Annotated in this window: 12 protein-coding genes; 7 read left to right on the plus strand and 5 right to left on the minus strand. The window is 45.9% G+C overall.

Annotation, left to right across the window (positions count from 1 at the left end; translation table 11 throughout):
* Positions 1–111: 111 nt before the first annotated feature.
* On the minus strand, positions 112–360 hold the full coding sequence (locus tag QUA78_RS21740; protein ID WP_333301683.1) for a hypothetical protein: 249 nt from the start codon (positions 358–360) through the stop codon (positions 112–114).
* Positions 361–1,079: 719 nt separating this feature from the next.
* Here QUA78_RS21740 and QUA78_RS21745 point away from each other — a divergent pair.
* Entirely contained in the window at positions 1,080–2,345 is a 1,266-nt protein-coding gene (locus QUA78_RS21745) for an alpha-amylase family glycosyl hydrolase (protein WP_333301682.1), read from the plus strand.
* Between the two features lie 30 nt (positions 2,346–2,375).
* Entirely contained in the window at positions 2,376–2,615 is a 240-nt protein-coding gene (locus tag QUA78_RS21750) for an alpha amylase C-terminal domain-containing protein (RefSeq protein ID WP_333301685.1), read from the plus strand.
* A gap of 62 nt (positions 2,616–2,677) precedes the next feature.
* Here QUA78_RS21750 and QUA78_RS21755 read toward each other — a convergent pair whose 3' ends face one another.
* Entirely contained in the window at positions 2,678–2,830 is a 153-nt protein-coding gene (locus tag QUA78_RS21755) for a hypothetical protein (RefSeq protein WP_333301681.1), read from the minus strand.
* 50 nt (positions 2,831–2,880) lie between these two features.
* Here QUA78_RS21755 and QUA78_RS21760 point away from each other — a divergent pair, with 50 nt between their 5' ends.
* Together QUA78_RS21760 and QUA78_RS21765 are read left to right on the plus strand one after the other, a co-directional pair.
* Positions 2,881–3,258, plus strand: a complete 378-nt coding sequence (locus QUA78_RS21760; RefSeq protein WP_333301680.1) for a BON domain-containing protein — start codon at positions 2,881–2,883, stop codon at positions 3,256–3,258.
* 317 nt (positions 3,259–3,575) lie between these two features.
* Positions 3,576–4,016, plus strand: coding sequence for a DUF2294 domain-containing protein (locus QUA78_RS21765; RefSeq protein ID WP_333301679.1), 441 nt, complete (start codon positions 3,576–3,578; stop codon positions 4,014–4,016).
* Here QUA78_RS21765 and QUA78_RS21770 read toward each other — a convergent pair.
* A complete protein-coding gene (locus QUA78_RS21770; RefSeq protein ID WP_333399012.1) occupies positions 3,985–4,512 on the minus strand; it encodes a response regulator in 528 nt (175 codons plus the stop codon). The genes QUA78_RS21765 and QUA78_RS21770 overlap by 32 nt on opposite strands.
* A 490-nt stretch (positions 4,513–5,002) precedes the next feature.
* Here QUA78_RS21770 and QUA78_RS21775 point away from each other — a divergent pair, with 490 nt between their 5' ends.
* Positions 5,003–5,809: a DUF2267 domain-containing protein gene (locus QUA78_RS21775; RefSeq protein ID WP_333301677.1), complete on the plus strand. Its 807-nt coding sequence runs from the start codon at positions 5,003–5,005 to the stop codon at positions 5,807–5,809.
* A 402-nt stretch (positions 5,810–6,211) separates the two neighbouring features.
* Complete coding sequence (locus QUA78_RS21780; protein WP_445302346.1) at positions 6,212–8,860, plus strand: EAL domain-containing protein; 2,649 nt, start codon at positions 6,212–6,214, stop codon at positions 8,858–8,860.
* Positions 8,861–9,087: 227 nt separating this feature from the next.
* Here QUA78_RS21780 and QUA78_RS21785 read toward each other — a convergent pair whose 3' ends face one another.
* Positions 9,088–10,740, minus strand: a complete 1,653-nt coding sequence (locus QUA78_RS21785) for an alpha-amylase family glycosyl hydrolase (protein WP_333301674.1) — start codon at positions 10,738–10,740, stop codon at positions 9,088–9,090.
* Positions 10,741–11,226: 486 nt separating this feature from the next.
* The gene (locus tag QUA78_RS21790; RefSeq protein ID WP_333301673.1) at positions 11,227–11,946 is read right to left on the minus strand and encodes a response regulator transcription factor; all 720 of its coding nucleotides are present in this window, start codon (positions 11,944–11,946) and stop codon (positions 11,227–11,229) included.
* A gap of 398 nt (positions 11,947–12,344) precedes the next feature.
* Here QUA78_RS21790 and QUA78_RS21795 point away from each other — a divergent pair, with 398 nt between their 5' ends.
* Positions 12,345–14,213: an ATP-binding protein gene (locus QUA78_RS21795; RefSeq protein WP_333301672.1), complete on the plus strand. Its 1,869-nt coding sequence runs from the start codon at positions 12,345–12,347 to the stop codon at positions 14,211–14,213.
* The last annotated feature ends 400 nt before the right edge of the window (positions 14,214–14,613 follow it).

Here is a 14,613-nt window from a genome sequence, read left to right on the forward strand (position 1 = left end):
TATTTAGTTATACTAACCAGTGGGTTAGGTTAACCGTCCCTGGATATTTCTATCCATTTAGATTAAACGAATCGCACTACCTCTTCTTTTATTCCTGCGGTTTCTGGTTTTTTAAGCACTTTTCTGTTCGCCAAAACTTGACTGCTGCCCTTCTTCAGTCGATATTAAATTCCACCCTTGAGTTTTCAGCTTCTGAAATGTTGCCCATCCGTTAGAACCGCCCGGTTCCCGGTAGTCGGGTGCAGCGTACTGCGGAAAAGCTGTATAAGGCCGCCACGCTTGACGGGCTTCGGTGCGCAAGTGCAATATCTTTTCTCCATTTCCTCCCAATCTGGGCAACCAACACATTTGTTTTAGCATTTTTAACACTCCAGAGTTTTACAGTAACGGTAATTTGCCAACATCCCCAATTAAACTTTTAGAACCCTAGAGACGCTGCTCGGAATATCTAACGGGTAACAGGGACGGATGAGATTTTCACCGATTACCAATTACTGAGGTAGCAGCAGTCATTAAAGCTGATTTTGGTTCTACAAAGTTTGCTAGTCAAAAACTACAAAACAAGAGCTGCCAAGACATAAGCAAAAATAATCCTTGCTATTCTCGGCTCAAACTTGACTGAAAGTCGATCGCGCGAAAATCCAGTTGAATAAAGCATTCATTTTTCTGGTTTCCCTTGCCTTCCAATTACAAGCCGATCCTCCCCTTTTCCGCCTAAAATGACATCTTTCTACAGTATTAGCTCTGTCAGCGAAAAAATGTTCCTTTAGTTACAAATATTAAATTTTTATCACAATTTATCTAGTTATCAAAAGTTAAATTACTTTTCATAAACAGCGCTTAATATTTTTTAGTTACTTTAACTACATTTTTGATTGATTTAAATCGGGCCTCCGGGTGCTTAGCGGCGCACCTTACTCAATCGCTAGGGTGCGTACTACTAAATCCTCGGGGTGCGCTCCTGGGCACCTTACAACATAAGAGTTACAGGTTTAACTCTTAAGAACGATTGCGACAGATTTGCAAAATGGTAAAAATGAATACTAATCACATTTATAAGTTCTGCAAACAAAGTATTCATGGCCGCTGCAATTGAATTTAAACTCTTCGCTCCCAACAACAAAGCAGCTACGCTGCTCGGCTCCTTTTCCTTATGGGAAGAAATTGCCTTAGAAAAAGATGACAGAGGTTATTTCCGCACTAAAATTCAGTTAGAAGACGGTATTTATCAATACAAATTCCGAGTTCAATCGCAAAGTCCCTGTTTTGAACCCGACGAATGGGTAGAAGTCAACGATCCCTACGCTACTGAAATTGACCGCACTACTCATACAAGTACAATTCGCATCAAAGCAGGCGCGCGAATTATTGATAGCTATGTTTGGCAGCACGACGACAAAAAGCTCCCAGAAAATGAAGAATTAGTTATTTACGAACTGCACGTTGCTGATTTTTCCGGCCCCGATGGTTCCGAAAGTGGCGGTAAATTCCAGCAGGCGATCGAGAAATTAGATTATCTGTGCGATTTGGGGATAAATGCGATCGAACTAATGCCAGTTAATGAATATCCGGGCGATTATAGCTGGGGCTACCAAGTCCGCGATTTCTTTGCCGTAGAGTCCAGCTACGGTGCAACCGCAGATTTGAAGCAATTGATTGACGAATGCCACGGACGGGGCATTCGGGTGATTCTGGACGAGATTTACAACCACTGCGATGAAGAATGTCCCTTATTGCTCATCGATCGCAATTATTGGTACTACCGCGACAAACACTATCCCGAAGATCCGGCTAACTACTGGGGCCCGAAGTTTAACTACGATAACTTCGACTCAAAACACTGGATAACTCGCGAAGCAAAAAAAACCGCCGGCGACAAGCCATTTTACAACATAGCAGAACACATTCCCGAACTTACCGAACTCGTGGCTGCGGACGGGCCGATGGACGGTTGCTGGCACGAAAGTTTTCGCATTTTTGCCATAGAAATTCTCGCGGGGGATCGTTTCGAGCTCGAAAAGCTCAAGCAAGCTCTGGATGCCAAACAACAAGGCTATCAAAAAACAACTAATGTTATCAATTATTTAGCCAGTCACCACCGCGACCACTTGCTGGCGGAAGCAAGCTTTCGGACTCTCGACCGAGAAGCTGCTTTTAAACGAGCTAAATTGGGAGCGGTTTTGTTAGTAACAGCAGTAGGAATACCGATGCTGTGGATGGGGGAAGAGTTTGGAGAGTCCACTCGGGAAACTCCCAACCAGCCGAATAAACTGCAATGGTCTTTGTTGGAAAATCAGCCAAATCATGAGTTGTTGGAATACTACAAACACATGATTCGGCTGTGACAAAAATTTCCGGCACTTTACACGGAAAATATTGAATTTTTCCACGAAAATGCCGAAGCCAAAGTCCTCGCTTACTACCGCTGGAGCGATGAGGGAACGCGAGCAGTAGTTGTGACCAATTTTTCGGATACTTATCTATCTGGTTACTGCATTCCTAACTTTCCGGCTGCGGGAACTTGGCACGAGTGGATGTACAACAAAATTGTAGAAGTTGGGGAAGAAGGGTTTAAGTTTGATTTGCCGGAATGGTCAGCGCAGGTATTTGTTTGAGCGCCGGAGAATTTATGTCTCCAGGCAGATGATCGGCGAAGTTGTACAACAGTAAATTGTATTTACGAGTTGCGCACCAAACTCAACAAACCGGGTTTTTCTACCGGGGCGGATGGCTGGAAGATAGTTTTTTGTAGAAAAATCCGCTTTCTGCGTCCCAGAGTGCGATCGTAATTCCTGGTATTGAGAATAACAATTGCACCGCGACGTGCCACCTGTCAATTAACACGTCAATTAACACAAACTTTGTGGGAGGACAAACTCTATGGGTTGGCTAAAAAGATTGTTTGGTTTAGAAAAACTTGAAAATCAAGAAACTGTTGACGCTCCTGCTTACCAAGCACCTGTAGCTCAAGCTCAAGCTCAAGCTCAACCTGCTGCGAGCGCTCAGACAATTCCGCCGGAACGCATGGGATTGAATGGAGAATACGATCAAAGCGGTTTAGCTAAACGGGTGGCTCAGGCTTTCGATGCAAATCCAGATGTTGCGGATATTGAGACTGTTTATGTGGCTCAACATGGCACTACGGTGGTTCTCAAAGGTACAGTTCCCGATCAGGGAATTGTCAACAAGTTGGTGACAATTGCTAAAGGTGTTAAGGGTGCAACTGGCGTGGAAACCGATCAAGTTACTGTAGGCTAGCGCGACGGTTGTTGCTAACAGTTAACAGTTAACTTATAGCAGTTAACTGTTAACTGTTATAAGCTGTTCTGCATCTTGTGTTGTATTTTTCGGGCGGGCGAGATACCCCACAATAATTTCATGTAACTTGACTGTAAAATTTAGATGCGCCTGGGCTTAGCAATCGTCCTGACGATTAGGACGTTCTTCATTGCTGAAACACGAGCTCTTATATTGCTTGTGACTTCTTCCATCCGTTACCTCCCGTACATTGCTCGTTGCCGAACTTCCTTCTTCTCTAACTGTTTTTTTGACTTATCTTGGTCTCACTAAAAAATATGACCCGGGAAACCTTAGAACCTACTCGCGGGAAATTAGAACGGAGTCTTTCGCAGGGGATTCAAGCTTTGTACCGTTCTCAACTCGGACAACAAACGAGCCAACCGCTATGCCATCTTTTGGATGACAAATTGATAATTGTGATCGAAAATGGGGTTACTCAACCAGAAAAACTGCTGGCTGAGAACGGTCAGCAAGATTTGGCTTTGCAGGTGCGAACGCAATTAGAATCAGTCCTAGAATGGCAACTGAAAGAATTAATCAAAGAGGTTTTGGGTGTGGGAGTAACTGATTTGCTCTGCGATGCGACCTTGGAGACTGGCCGCACCGGAAAGATCGCAATTTTGGAGTCTGCACCTAAAGTTCGCGATTCTAGTTCCCAGTCAAAAACTCAACCTAAAACTCAACCTAAAACTCAACCAGTAACATCTGAGAGTTGAGGTGCTGGCGGATAATTATTTCTAAATCCTTGATGTTAAAAGGTTTAGAAATGTATTCAACACAGCCGGCGTTGAGAATCCGATCGCGGTCTTCTGCTTTTGCTAGTGCTGTGACCGCCACAATCGGAATATGTCTGAGTTCCGGGTTTTGTTGGATGCGCTTTACTACTTCTATACCGTCTATATCCGGCAGGCAAATGTCGAGTACGATTAGGTCGGGAGGTCGATCGACTGCTGCTGAAATAGCTGCGTACCCATCCACGGCTCCCACGCACTCGCAGCCGAATAAATCGAGTATTTGTGTCAGCAGCTCTAAGTTGTCGTGATTGTCGTCTACAGCCAACACTAAAGGACGCTTGTCAACCGCCGATGGGTCGCTATCTAAAAACGAGGATTCCAAATTATTTGTCCAAGTAGGGTAGTTCATAAATGCCGATCGAAAAACGATCGAAAAAGGATCAAAAAACTTTTCCCCGAGGCATTCTTCAAGTGGCACTCGGGCACTTGAAACAGATTGGCTCGTATTTGTAGCTCTCAGATGGCTAGTTTCCGGTATAACCAGATTGTACAATATCGCTACAAGCTGGGGCAAAGACGGCCACAGTCGATCGAGCACATAGCATCTGCTTAATTGTACCTATCCCAGCGCCAATTACCAACTTAGGCGCTACAGGTACGTCAGCCTTGGTAACAACACGCAATAAATACGGAAAATATTACCAATAAAGCATCCTAGCTTAATAGCATTGAAGAGTGGCGGCAGCTTTTCAGGATACTCACAAGACTAAACCTGGGTTCCCCTACATGGATCTACCTAGAGGAAGATTCTAGCGGACACTTAAGTTTCACAACTTCCACCTGCTGAGAGATACTTATTACTCTAGTTTAGACTTCAATATTTTTAAGTAGTAATCATCACATTTTTAGCAAGTAAAAAAAATCAGTTTTTACTTGATCTTTACCGGATATTAACCTAGGAGGTTTTGATGACAATTGCAATTAGAGACGACCTGACTTACATTTTGCTCAAAAAAATTGCCAGCACCGAAGCCAGCAAGGGAGAGTCGGAAATTAGGAACGCAGCCGAAGAATATGTCGGTCGAGAGGTGCCGGAAGCGGAATTGCTCGGTCATTTGGACTACCTCAACCAAAGGGAATTTATCAAAGCGGAGTTTAGTGGAGAGCCTTACGGAGGACTTGAGTTATTGCCGCCTTTAGTGGCATTTCAAGAAGCTGATTTAACAGAAAAAGGCCGCAAACTGTTACAGAAAATGGAGACAAATCCTCCGAAGTCGCTCCACCAGGAAGGATCGGCAGTTCCTATCGCTTCAAAGGATATGCCGTTTTTGGAAAAAGTGATGGTAAAAGGTCACTTGGAGGATATTTTTGATGCCCGGGACATTACCGAATTGGTGTACCGGATCATGCGCGATGTGATGACAACAGAAGCCAGCGATCGCGTGGAAGCTGAACTGCACAAAGAAGTTTTGCCTACGGACGACAAAACCCTGCAAAAAGAAATAGCAGACCTCTGGAAAGATATGAATCCGCTGGTGGGATTGCTGAGCCGGGTGCGTCAACCTTTGACCGGCGAGCCTGCACCTTTGGGGATCGATGGCAATTTGTTTGCACGGAGGGTGGAACTAGAAGGCGCACTTCCTTCAGGAGTAAAACCGGAAACTGCGATCGCCGCTGTATTCTCGGCAACGAAGGATGAGCTGTCCGAGGAGCGAATTCAGGAAATAGCGGGCTTTTTGCCGGACAGAATTCGGGGAATTTGGGAGTCGGCTTAACGCAATATTTCCGGGTATAAATACTTACACGCCGGGTTGACCTAACAGCATTCTGCGCTCTTGAGCCAGAATGCTGTTAGGTCAACCCGGTTTCTCTAGATCTCTTGCCTTGTAATTCAGAAAGTATTTTGTAGTCAGGACTTCCGTCCCGATCCAACTCGATCGAGCTTTCGTCCTCACTACTTGTCCGATCGCTCATTCCTTCTCCTCTAACTGCTGTGAGAAACGCGGTTTCTCAGCGAAATATGTCGGGAAACCAGACATATCCCCACAAACCAAGTTTCTGGCTCCCGGGTTGGCTAAATCGAATAGATGTGGCGAAAGTGTTGTATTCTATAATACATGGCAAGTGAAGACTGTGGCTCGCAAAAATGCTGTCAACAGCCCTGGAGCTCAAAAGAGATGGCCCGCACAAAAGTTAGACAAATGTCACAATCGACTTTAGAACAAGAGATTTTACTGAATCGAATTACCAATCGCATCCGCAACTCTTTAGAACTGCAAGAGATTTTGACGACAACCACCCGAGAAATCCGCAGCTTTTTAGAGAGCGATCGGGTAAAAGTTTATCGCTTTGAGTCCGACGGTAGCGGTGAGGTCATTGCTGAGTCCATCAACGGCGACAGCTTGTCATCTCTGCTGGGTTTGCGCTTTCCACCAGGCGACATTCCCAATAGTGCCCGGGAAATGTTTCTTAAAGCGCGGCAGCGAGTGATTGTAGATGTGGAATTGAAGCATCAAATAATTAATCGCTTAGATTCTCTCGAAACCGGCAAAACTTTAGCAGTTGAAGATATTAGCTATCGTCCTGTAGACCCCTGTCACGCTGAATATCTGAAGGCTATGGGGGCACGTTCTTCTCTGACGGTGCCGATTTTGCATCAAAATCAGCTTTGGGGGCTGTTGGTTTCTCACCACAGCCAACCGAAACGGTTTAGCGATCGAGAATTGAAAATGGTGCAGTTGCTTGTGGATCAACTTTCAATTGCGATCGCCCAATCCTTTCTGCTCAGTCAAGCTCGACAGCAAGCGCGCGACGAAGCCGTTGTCAACCAAATTACCAGTTTGCTGCACTCTCCTCTAGAACTAACCGAAATTCGGCAAGCAGTTCTCGAACAAACTGTCAAGCATTTGCATGGTTCGGGAGGGCGACTGTACATTGCAGCCGAGTTTGGCGATCGGCCGGCTTTACTTTATACCTGCGGCCAGCAGCCCCGGGACATCGACCTTGAACTCAGCCCGTTTTGGCAGCAGATCATGGGGTGTGCCAACCAAGACGATCGAGCAACAACTCCTGATACCAGCCAATTAGGTTTTTTCCAAAATGTATATTCCCAGCATTACAGTTCAATTGACAAAAATATTTCCAGTTTAATTGTACCCCACTTGTACGCGATTTCCGATATTTCTAAAGAACCTCAAATCAAATTTTTATCTGCCAATTTTCTCGAAGCTTCCATTCACTCATTTTTGGCAGTACCGCTGCAATACGGTCAACAGTGCATCGGCTGTCTCACAATTTTTCGCAGCCCTATAGAAACCGAAATTATGTGGGCGGGCCGTTGCAGTTCCGACGCCCGGAGCGATCGTCCCCGACAGTCATTTGCAGCTTGGAAAGAAATCAAAACTGGCGAAACTAAAAATTGGAGCAGCGAGGAACAGAAGCTAGCAAAATCTTTAGGAACTCACCTGTACATGGCTGCAATGCAGAGGCGCGTCGAGGCGATGATCCGACATCAAGCTTCTCACGACTCATTAACCGGTTTACCTAATAGATTGCTGTTTAATGAAAGGCTGTCTTTAGCTTTAGCTAGCGCTCACCAAAACGCAGAAATGCTGGCGGTGATCTTTCTAGATTTGGATAGATTTAAAAATGTTAACGATACTCTCGGACACCCAGTGGGCGATTTGTTGCTGCAAAGTGTATCTCGGCGTTTGACTAACTGTTTGCGCGCGGGAGATTCCATTGCCCGTTGGGGCGGGGATGAATTTACTGTGCTGCTGTACAATCTCAACAGCCGTGAGGAAGCAACTAAGATTTGCCAGTTAATTATCCAGAGTTTAAGCAGTCCTTTTGATTTTGACGGTCTAGAACTTTATACTAAGGCTAGCTTGGGAATTGCTTTGGCTCCTTACGACGGAGAAGATGCAGAAACGTTGCTGAAAAATGCTGATGCTGCGATGTACAAAGCTAAACAGAAAGGTCGGAATAATTATCAGTTTTACACGCGGGCGATCGGCAGTAAAGTCTCCGAGGATCTTAACTTAGAAAATCATCTTTACAAAGCTCTGAAAAACTCTGAGTTTGTGCTGCACTATCAACCGCAAATAAACTTAAATACTGGCCAAATAGTCGGCATGGAAGCTCTGATTCGCTGGCAGCATCCCGAACGCGGTTTGATTTCTCCCGATCGATTTATTCCCTTAGCTGAGGAAACAGGATTAATCTGCCAAATGGACGAATGGGTGATGCGGACTGCTTGCTTGCAAAATCGAGCGTGGCAGTTACTGGGATTGCCACCGATGCGGATAGCTGTGAATTTATCAGCCCGGCAGTTTCTGCAAGCTAACACGGTAAAAACCATCGCTGAAATTTTATCAGAAACCAAGTTAAATCATGAGTATTTAGAAATAGAAATTACCGAAAGCATTGCCATGACAGATGTGAATTTTACGGTGTCGGTATTGCAGCAGTTGCAGGAAATGGGAATTCAAATTTCTCTGGACGATTTTGGCACCGGTTATTCTTCGCTGTGGTCTCTGAAAAACTTTCCGCTGAATAATTTAAAAATAGACAAATCCTTTGTGGCTGATTTGGTGAACGGCAGCAGCGGTGCTACTATTGTGAAACTGGCGATCGCCTTGGGACAGGGCCTGAATTTACAGGTGATTGCTGAGGGAGTAGAAACAGCAGAACAGTTGGCTTTTTTGCAGTCGCATCAATGCAATATGGGCCAGGGTTACTTCTTTAGCAAACCAATACCGGCGGCGGCTATAACTAAATTGTGCCTAGAAAATCAACCTGCTGGGAAAATAAGTAGTTTAAATTAACAATCAGGAAGCGGAACAAAAAAGAGTTTCTGTTTTGAGTTGTGAATTACATCAGAGCCTGTCAAATAACCCTTATAAGTTTGTAGTGAGGACATCCGTTCTAGGAGTTTGGGGGAATTAAGAAAAAACTCAAGTCCTTACTACAAACAGTTTTTTGAGGGTTGGTAGTTAGGACTTTAGTCCTCATATTTTTTAAGGGCGAATCTGTGCTTTCGACGCCTGAAAGCTTACTGCCAAACAAACACTTTTGCTTCGTATTCCGGCAAGTCGATCATAATATTATGATCGCCCGATTCAATATCATAATTGCCCGTCCATTCGTGCCAAGTTCCGTTTGCCGGGAAGTGGGGAACGCTGTAACCAGCTAGATAATTTTCAGACCAATTCACCACTACAACAACTCTCGAACCTTCATCGTTCCAGCGAGTGTAAGCAAAAACTTTCGAGTCGGGGTCTTCGTGGAAAAACTCGATGTTTTCTGTGTAAAGTGCTTGGTTATTTTTGCGCAGGTGAATCAAGCCTTTGTAGTATTCCCACAAACCTTTATTCATGTCATTTCCTAGCAGCGTCCAGTCAATTTTAGATTGCTCGATTGTTTTGGCTTTGTATTCGCCAAATTCTTCGCCCATCCAAATCAGCGGTACGCCAACTGCTGTCATTAACAGCACGGTTCCCAACTTCGCCCGCTTGAATGCTGCTTCATCCAAAATTCCGCGATCGCCCAATTCGGCAAAAACGCGATCGTGATCGTGATTACTCAAATAATTGACTACATTCGTAGCACCCAAGTAACCTTGCCGCTTGCAGTCGATTACCTCTTTGAGGCGTTCTAAATCAAAATTGTCCCCGCAGAGTTGTGGAATTATGGAGTGATAGAAACTGTCGTGCCAGCAGCCGTCCATCGGCCCGTCTAGATTGGTGATGCTGGGCTCGTCGGGAATGTATTCGGCAACGGTGTAAAACGGTTTGGGGCCGGCGGCATTTTTGGCTTCTTGAACTACCCAGTGCATGAAATCGTAGTTGGCAATTTGTCGCGCCGCGTCGAAACGAATGCCGTCGAGATGATATTCTTGAATCCAGAAGCGGACTGTATCGCCAGCAAATCTGCGCGCGGGGAAAGTTCCTAAGTTTTCGTCGTAGAATTCGTAGTTAAATTCCGGGCCCCAATTGTTGTCTGGATCGCGGGGTTCGTGGTGGTACCAATAATCGTGATCGATTTGAGTGAGGGGGCTCGAAGCTTCCGAGTGGTTGTAAATCCCGTCCATGATGACGCGAATCCCGCGCCCGTGACACTCGTCTATCAGGTTTTTGAGTTCTTCTGTGGTTCCGTAGCTGGACTCGGCAGCGAAGAAGTAGCGGGGGTTGTAGCCCCAACTGTAGTCGCCCGGGTATTCTTTGAGGGGCATGAGTTCGATCGCGTTGATGCCGAGTTCGACTAGGTAATCGAGTTTTTCGACAACGTGCTTGTACTGGCCGCGGGCCAGAGGATCGGCTTCACCGCCGGAAAAGTCGGCAACGTGCATTTCGTAAATCACTAATTCCCGATCGGCAGGCAGCGGTTTGTCGTCGTGTTTCCACACGTAGGTATCGACAATGCGATCGCCATCTTTGATCCGAACCAGGCCGTTTTGAGTGGGATCGTCGATGTCAGTAGCGTAAGGATCGACCACATCTACCCACTGATCGGCTTCCAGAAACCAGCTTTTGGACTGAACGCGGAATTTGTATTGATAAACGCCATCCTCCAACTCAACTCGCGTGCGAAAATAACCTTCTTCGTCCTTTTCCATCGGGATCTCTTCCCAATTAGAAAAAGAGCCAATCAAGGCAGCTCCTTTGTTGTAAGGAGCAAATAACTTGAATTCAATTGGAGCGACCATAGTACCTCTTTCTAGGATATTCCAGTAGCAGTTGATACTTTTAATCTCGCAAATTTAAGCGAACTCAGGCATCACTCTGCGGATATAATTTCTTTAACTGGTTAACTATTCCTAAAAGTATGAGTATCTGGCTCCAGCCGCTGCCTTTTATGAAGTGAAATCGCGCAATATCGGCAGTGCGATCGGAATGTATCTAACTTGTTATTACTTGACAATAACTAATACTAACCTGACAATTATTTCGCATCTATCTTAAGGTGTATTTACTCATACAAATATTATTTAAAATATCTGCACTGGGATAGATGCAATTTAAAATTATAGCCTTTCTTAACAGGAAGCAATTCGCCGATTGGTGCGCGCTGCGCACCTTACATTTTCGGCAACAATTAGTCAGCCGGTGCTCCGTGCGCCTCCTACATTTTCGGCGGTAAGGTGCGCACTGCGCACCCTACTTTTAACTTGATTTGGCCTGATGATAACGCTTCATCCAACCAAGCCAGAACGCAGGGCGAGAACGGCTGCTTGAGTGCGGTCATCAGCGCACAGCTTGTTCAGAATATTGCGGACATGAGTCTTGACTGTACCGACAGTAATGTACAGTTTTTCGGCGATTGCAGCATTGCTGTAACCCTGCACGATCAGTTCCAAAACCTCTAATTCCCGCTCGGTTAAAGGGTAAGTCTCAATAATGTGACTGAACTCGGGTTCGGCAGCCTTAATTGTGACTCTTTTGCCCTCAGCCTTCGGTTCTTCCGGCGCTGACTCCTTAGTGCGAGCTTGTTTCAGGACGATGCGGGCGATCGCCGGATCGATCCAAGAGTTACCTTCGTGAGTTACTTTTACTACATCCAACAACTGATCGAAGCTGATATCTTTCATGCAGTAAGAGTCAGCTCCGGCGGCAAAAGCTGCCAGAACTTCTTCTTCATTGTCCTGAAAAGTCAGAATCAAAATTTTGGTATCCGGATCGGACTCGGCTACCGATTTTTTAAACTTTTGTGTCAGTTCAATGCCGTCAAAATCCGGCAAGCCAATGTCTACAATTGCCACGTCAGGTTTTGAAGACTGAAGCAGTTTCAATCCGTCTGTAGCGTTAGCGGCATCCCCGACAACTTCTATCGTGTCACGCTGTTGTAAAGCTGTGCGGATGCCGACTCTTGTCAGGTCGTGGTCTTCTATCAAAGCAACGCGAATTTTACTCATCTTTTTTCCAATAGTCCGCTAAACTTTAAAAATATCGTCAATTGACTCAGCTTAACTGAGCAAATTTGAGAATGTGTCCGGATTTAGGGTTTGACAGGCCGCACATCATTTTTAAGCATACTCATGCAGCCGCCAAGAAAGCAAGTTAATTTTCAACTTATTTTGCGGCGATCGCCTGCACGAGTCCGATCGGGACAGGTAAGCTCTCAATGTTTTTATAGTTTAACTGAATAATGCCATTGTCCGCCCCTTGATAGAGGTAAAGAGATCCTTACCCAGATAGATTTAAAGTATAAAAAATTTTGATGCACTTGGGTCGTCAAAATCAATAAAGCTAGCAGCACGAGTCTTGAGCCGGTGTTAGGGCTCAAGTTCAATGCTTATTGATAAAACCTCTTATGAGTCACTCTCACGGCAATAACTTTTTTCGCTCGGAGTTTTCCGGCGCGGAAATATTAGAGGAAGTATCTGATATAATCTCCCCCCTAAAGCAAGTTGGCGACAGCGAAACTCAGGACGATCGCCTGTTACAGGCAATTCCTGACATTGTTTGGAAAGCAAATGCCAACGGCTGGGCGACTTATTTAGGTCAGCGCTGGGAGGAGTACACGGGGGTACCAGCAGCAGTAGCTTTGGGTTTCGGCTATTTGGCGCGTGTTCACCCTGAAGACCGCGCTCGTCTGTTGGCGCGAGCGCGCACTTCTGAGTTTCCGCCGGAAAGTTACGAAATTCTATTTCGCCTGCAAACGCGAGAGGGCACTTACCGCTGGAACCTAGCCAGAGGAGCGCCCGCTAACCCAGACAATCATGAAATTGTGGAGTGGGTGGGAACCTACATAGATATGGACGCGATCGAACAAACTCAAGCTGAGCCGCAAGCAGAACCAGAATTTTGGCGCCATCAAGCGGGATCGGAAGCTAAGTTCAAAGCAGAAAAGTTGTCCGAAGCCCAGACGCGAATGGAAGCTGGGCAGGATTTGCAGGCGATAGAGCGATTTATCAATGTGTTGAGCCAGCGCGCGGGTAACTTGTGCCAGTTGTTGCAAGGCATCGCGGACGCGACTGTGGAGGCGATCGCCGGAGCTGAATTTTGCCTGGTTGCCCTCCCGGAGAGCGATTGCAACGGCCTGAAACTCAGGGCTGTCGGGGGCGCGGAAAACTTTGCACGTGCCGGCAAAACTCCGCACGTGCAAAACAAGCTGCTGTGGAAAGCATTTGCGACGGGAGAGTCTCTACTGTGGCGGTCGGAGTCCGGCGGCTGGCTGCCGGCGGCGGTCTGTGCAGCGGCGATCGAGTCGGGGGAAAACGGGCGTTTGGGCGTGTTGGCGATCGGCAACGGGAAAGACAGCACGGCTATTGACGGGGAAACTCAGCAACTGCTGGCGGTGATGGGAAAACAAGCTGCGATCGCGATTAACAGCGCGCGGGCGATCGAAAAATTAAAAAAGCAGGAACAGCTTTTAGACTTGCAAAACGAGCTGCTAATTCGCCAGCAGGAAGAACTGGAAAATCAGGGTCGGCGCATTCAACAGCAAAAATTGCAACTGCTAGAAGCAGCCAAGTTAAAATCGCAATTTTTGGGCACCATGTCCCACGAATTGCTAACTCCCATGAATGGGATTATCGGCTTTTCCCAATTGCTGCTGCGCCAGCACAAACAACTGCTGACCCCCAAGCAAACAGATATGGTGGGGCGCATTTTACATAACGGCAAAAACCTGCTAGTGCTGATTAACGATATCCTCGACCTCTCCAAAATCGAGAGCGGCGGCACAGAATTAGAAATAGAAGAATTTGATTTAGCGCATTTAGTAATCAATGTCGCCCTGGAATTTGGAAATCAAGCCACGGACAAAAATGTGGCAATGTTTGTCAGCGTGTGCTTGGAGAATCAGCTTATAGTTAATGACAAGTGGCGGCTGCGGCAAGTTTTGGTCAATCTCATTTCCAACGCGGTTAAATTCACGCATCGGGGCAGCATTTTCATTGATGCGCGGGAATTAAAAGGCGATCGGCTAACTATCACCGTTCGGGATACAGGAATCGGCATCTGTGAAACCGAGCTGCCCCACATTTTCGACAAATTTCATCAAGCCGACCAAAGCACAACCCGTCAATATCCAGGCACCGGTTTAGGACTAGCGATTAGTGCCTCTTTACTCAAAATGATGAACGGCACAATTACGGTCGAAAGTCAACCCAAAAAAGGTTCGACATTTCGGATAGAATTTCCGCGAAAAATTAACCCTAATCCACTCCAGTCCTGACTGCAAACATTTTTTATACTAACATCTAAAAAATAGGGCAATATATAGATTCTACGCGAGCGACTGTAGGGAAACGACAACCCTTAAGTCCAGCGCGGGGTTCTGCGACTTTTAATAATTGGTATAAGATTGATAATTGTAGCAAGACTTTTTTAAACTGGTACTATATTTACAGCAGATTGGTGACCTCAAGAGTGATGTAATTGCTGCGAGCGATAGCAAAGCAATCGCGATCGCTGGCAATGACATACTACAGCCGTGCAAATAAAAAAAGCAAGTATTAAAACCGGATTTAGTATAGATACCTGCGGACATAATGAGGTTTATTTATGCCCGCTAATTATAGAAAATCTGGTTTTAATCCCTCCTTTATTCTTCAGTCTGCGGAGGACGATCGGCG

The organism is Microcoleus sp. K4-B3 (assembly GCF_036704615.1).
Taxonomy (GTDB): Bacteria; Cyanobacteriota; Cyanobacteriia; order Cyanobacteriales; family Microcoleaceae; genus Microcoleus.

Bases quoted from the DNA above. Each gene is read 5' to 3' on its own strand.
- QUA78_RS21740 (WP_333301683.1), bottom strand. From the start codon at position 360: ATGCTAAAACAAATGTGTTGGTTGCCCAGATTGGGAGGAAATGGAGAA.
- QUA78_RS21745 (WP_333301682.1), top strand. From the start codon at position 1,080: ATGGCCGCTGCAATTGAATTTAAACTCTTCGCTCCCAACAACAAAGCA.
- QUA78_RS21760 (WP_333301680.1), top strand. From the start codon at position 2,881: ATGGGTTGGCTAAAAAGATTGTTTGGTTTAGAAAAACTTGAAAATCAA.
- QUA78_RS21765 (WP_333301679.1), top strand. From the start codon at position 3,576: ATGACCCGGGAAACCTTAGAACCTACTCGCGGGAAATTAGAACGGAGT.
- QUA78_RS21775 (WP_333301677.1), top strand. From the start codon at position 5,003: ATGACAATTGCAATTAGAGACGACCTGACTTACATTTTGCTCAAAAAA.
- QUA78_RS21780 (WP_445302346.1), top strand. From the start codon at position 6,212: ATGGCCCGCACAAAAGTTAGACAAATGTCACAATCGACTTTAGAACAA.
- QUA78_RS21785 (WP_333301674.1), bottom strand. From the start codon at position 10,740: ATGGTCGCTCCAATTGAATTCAAGTTATTTGCTCCTTACAACAAAGGA.
- QUA78_RS21790 (WP_333301673.1), bottom strand. From the start codon at position 11,946: ATGAGTAAAATTCGCGTTGCTTTGATAGAAGACCACGACCTGACAAGA.
- QUA78_RS21795 (WP_333301672.1), top strand. From the start codon at position 12,345: ATGAGTCACTCTCACGGCAATAACTTTTTTCGCTCGGAGTTTTCCGGC.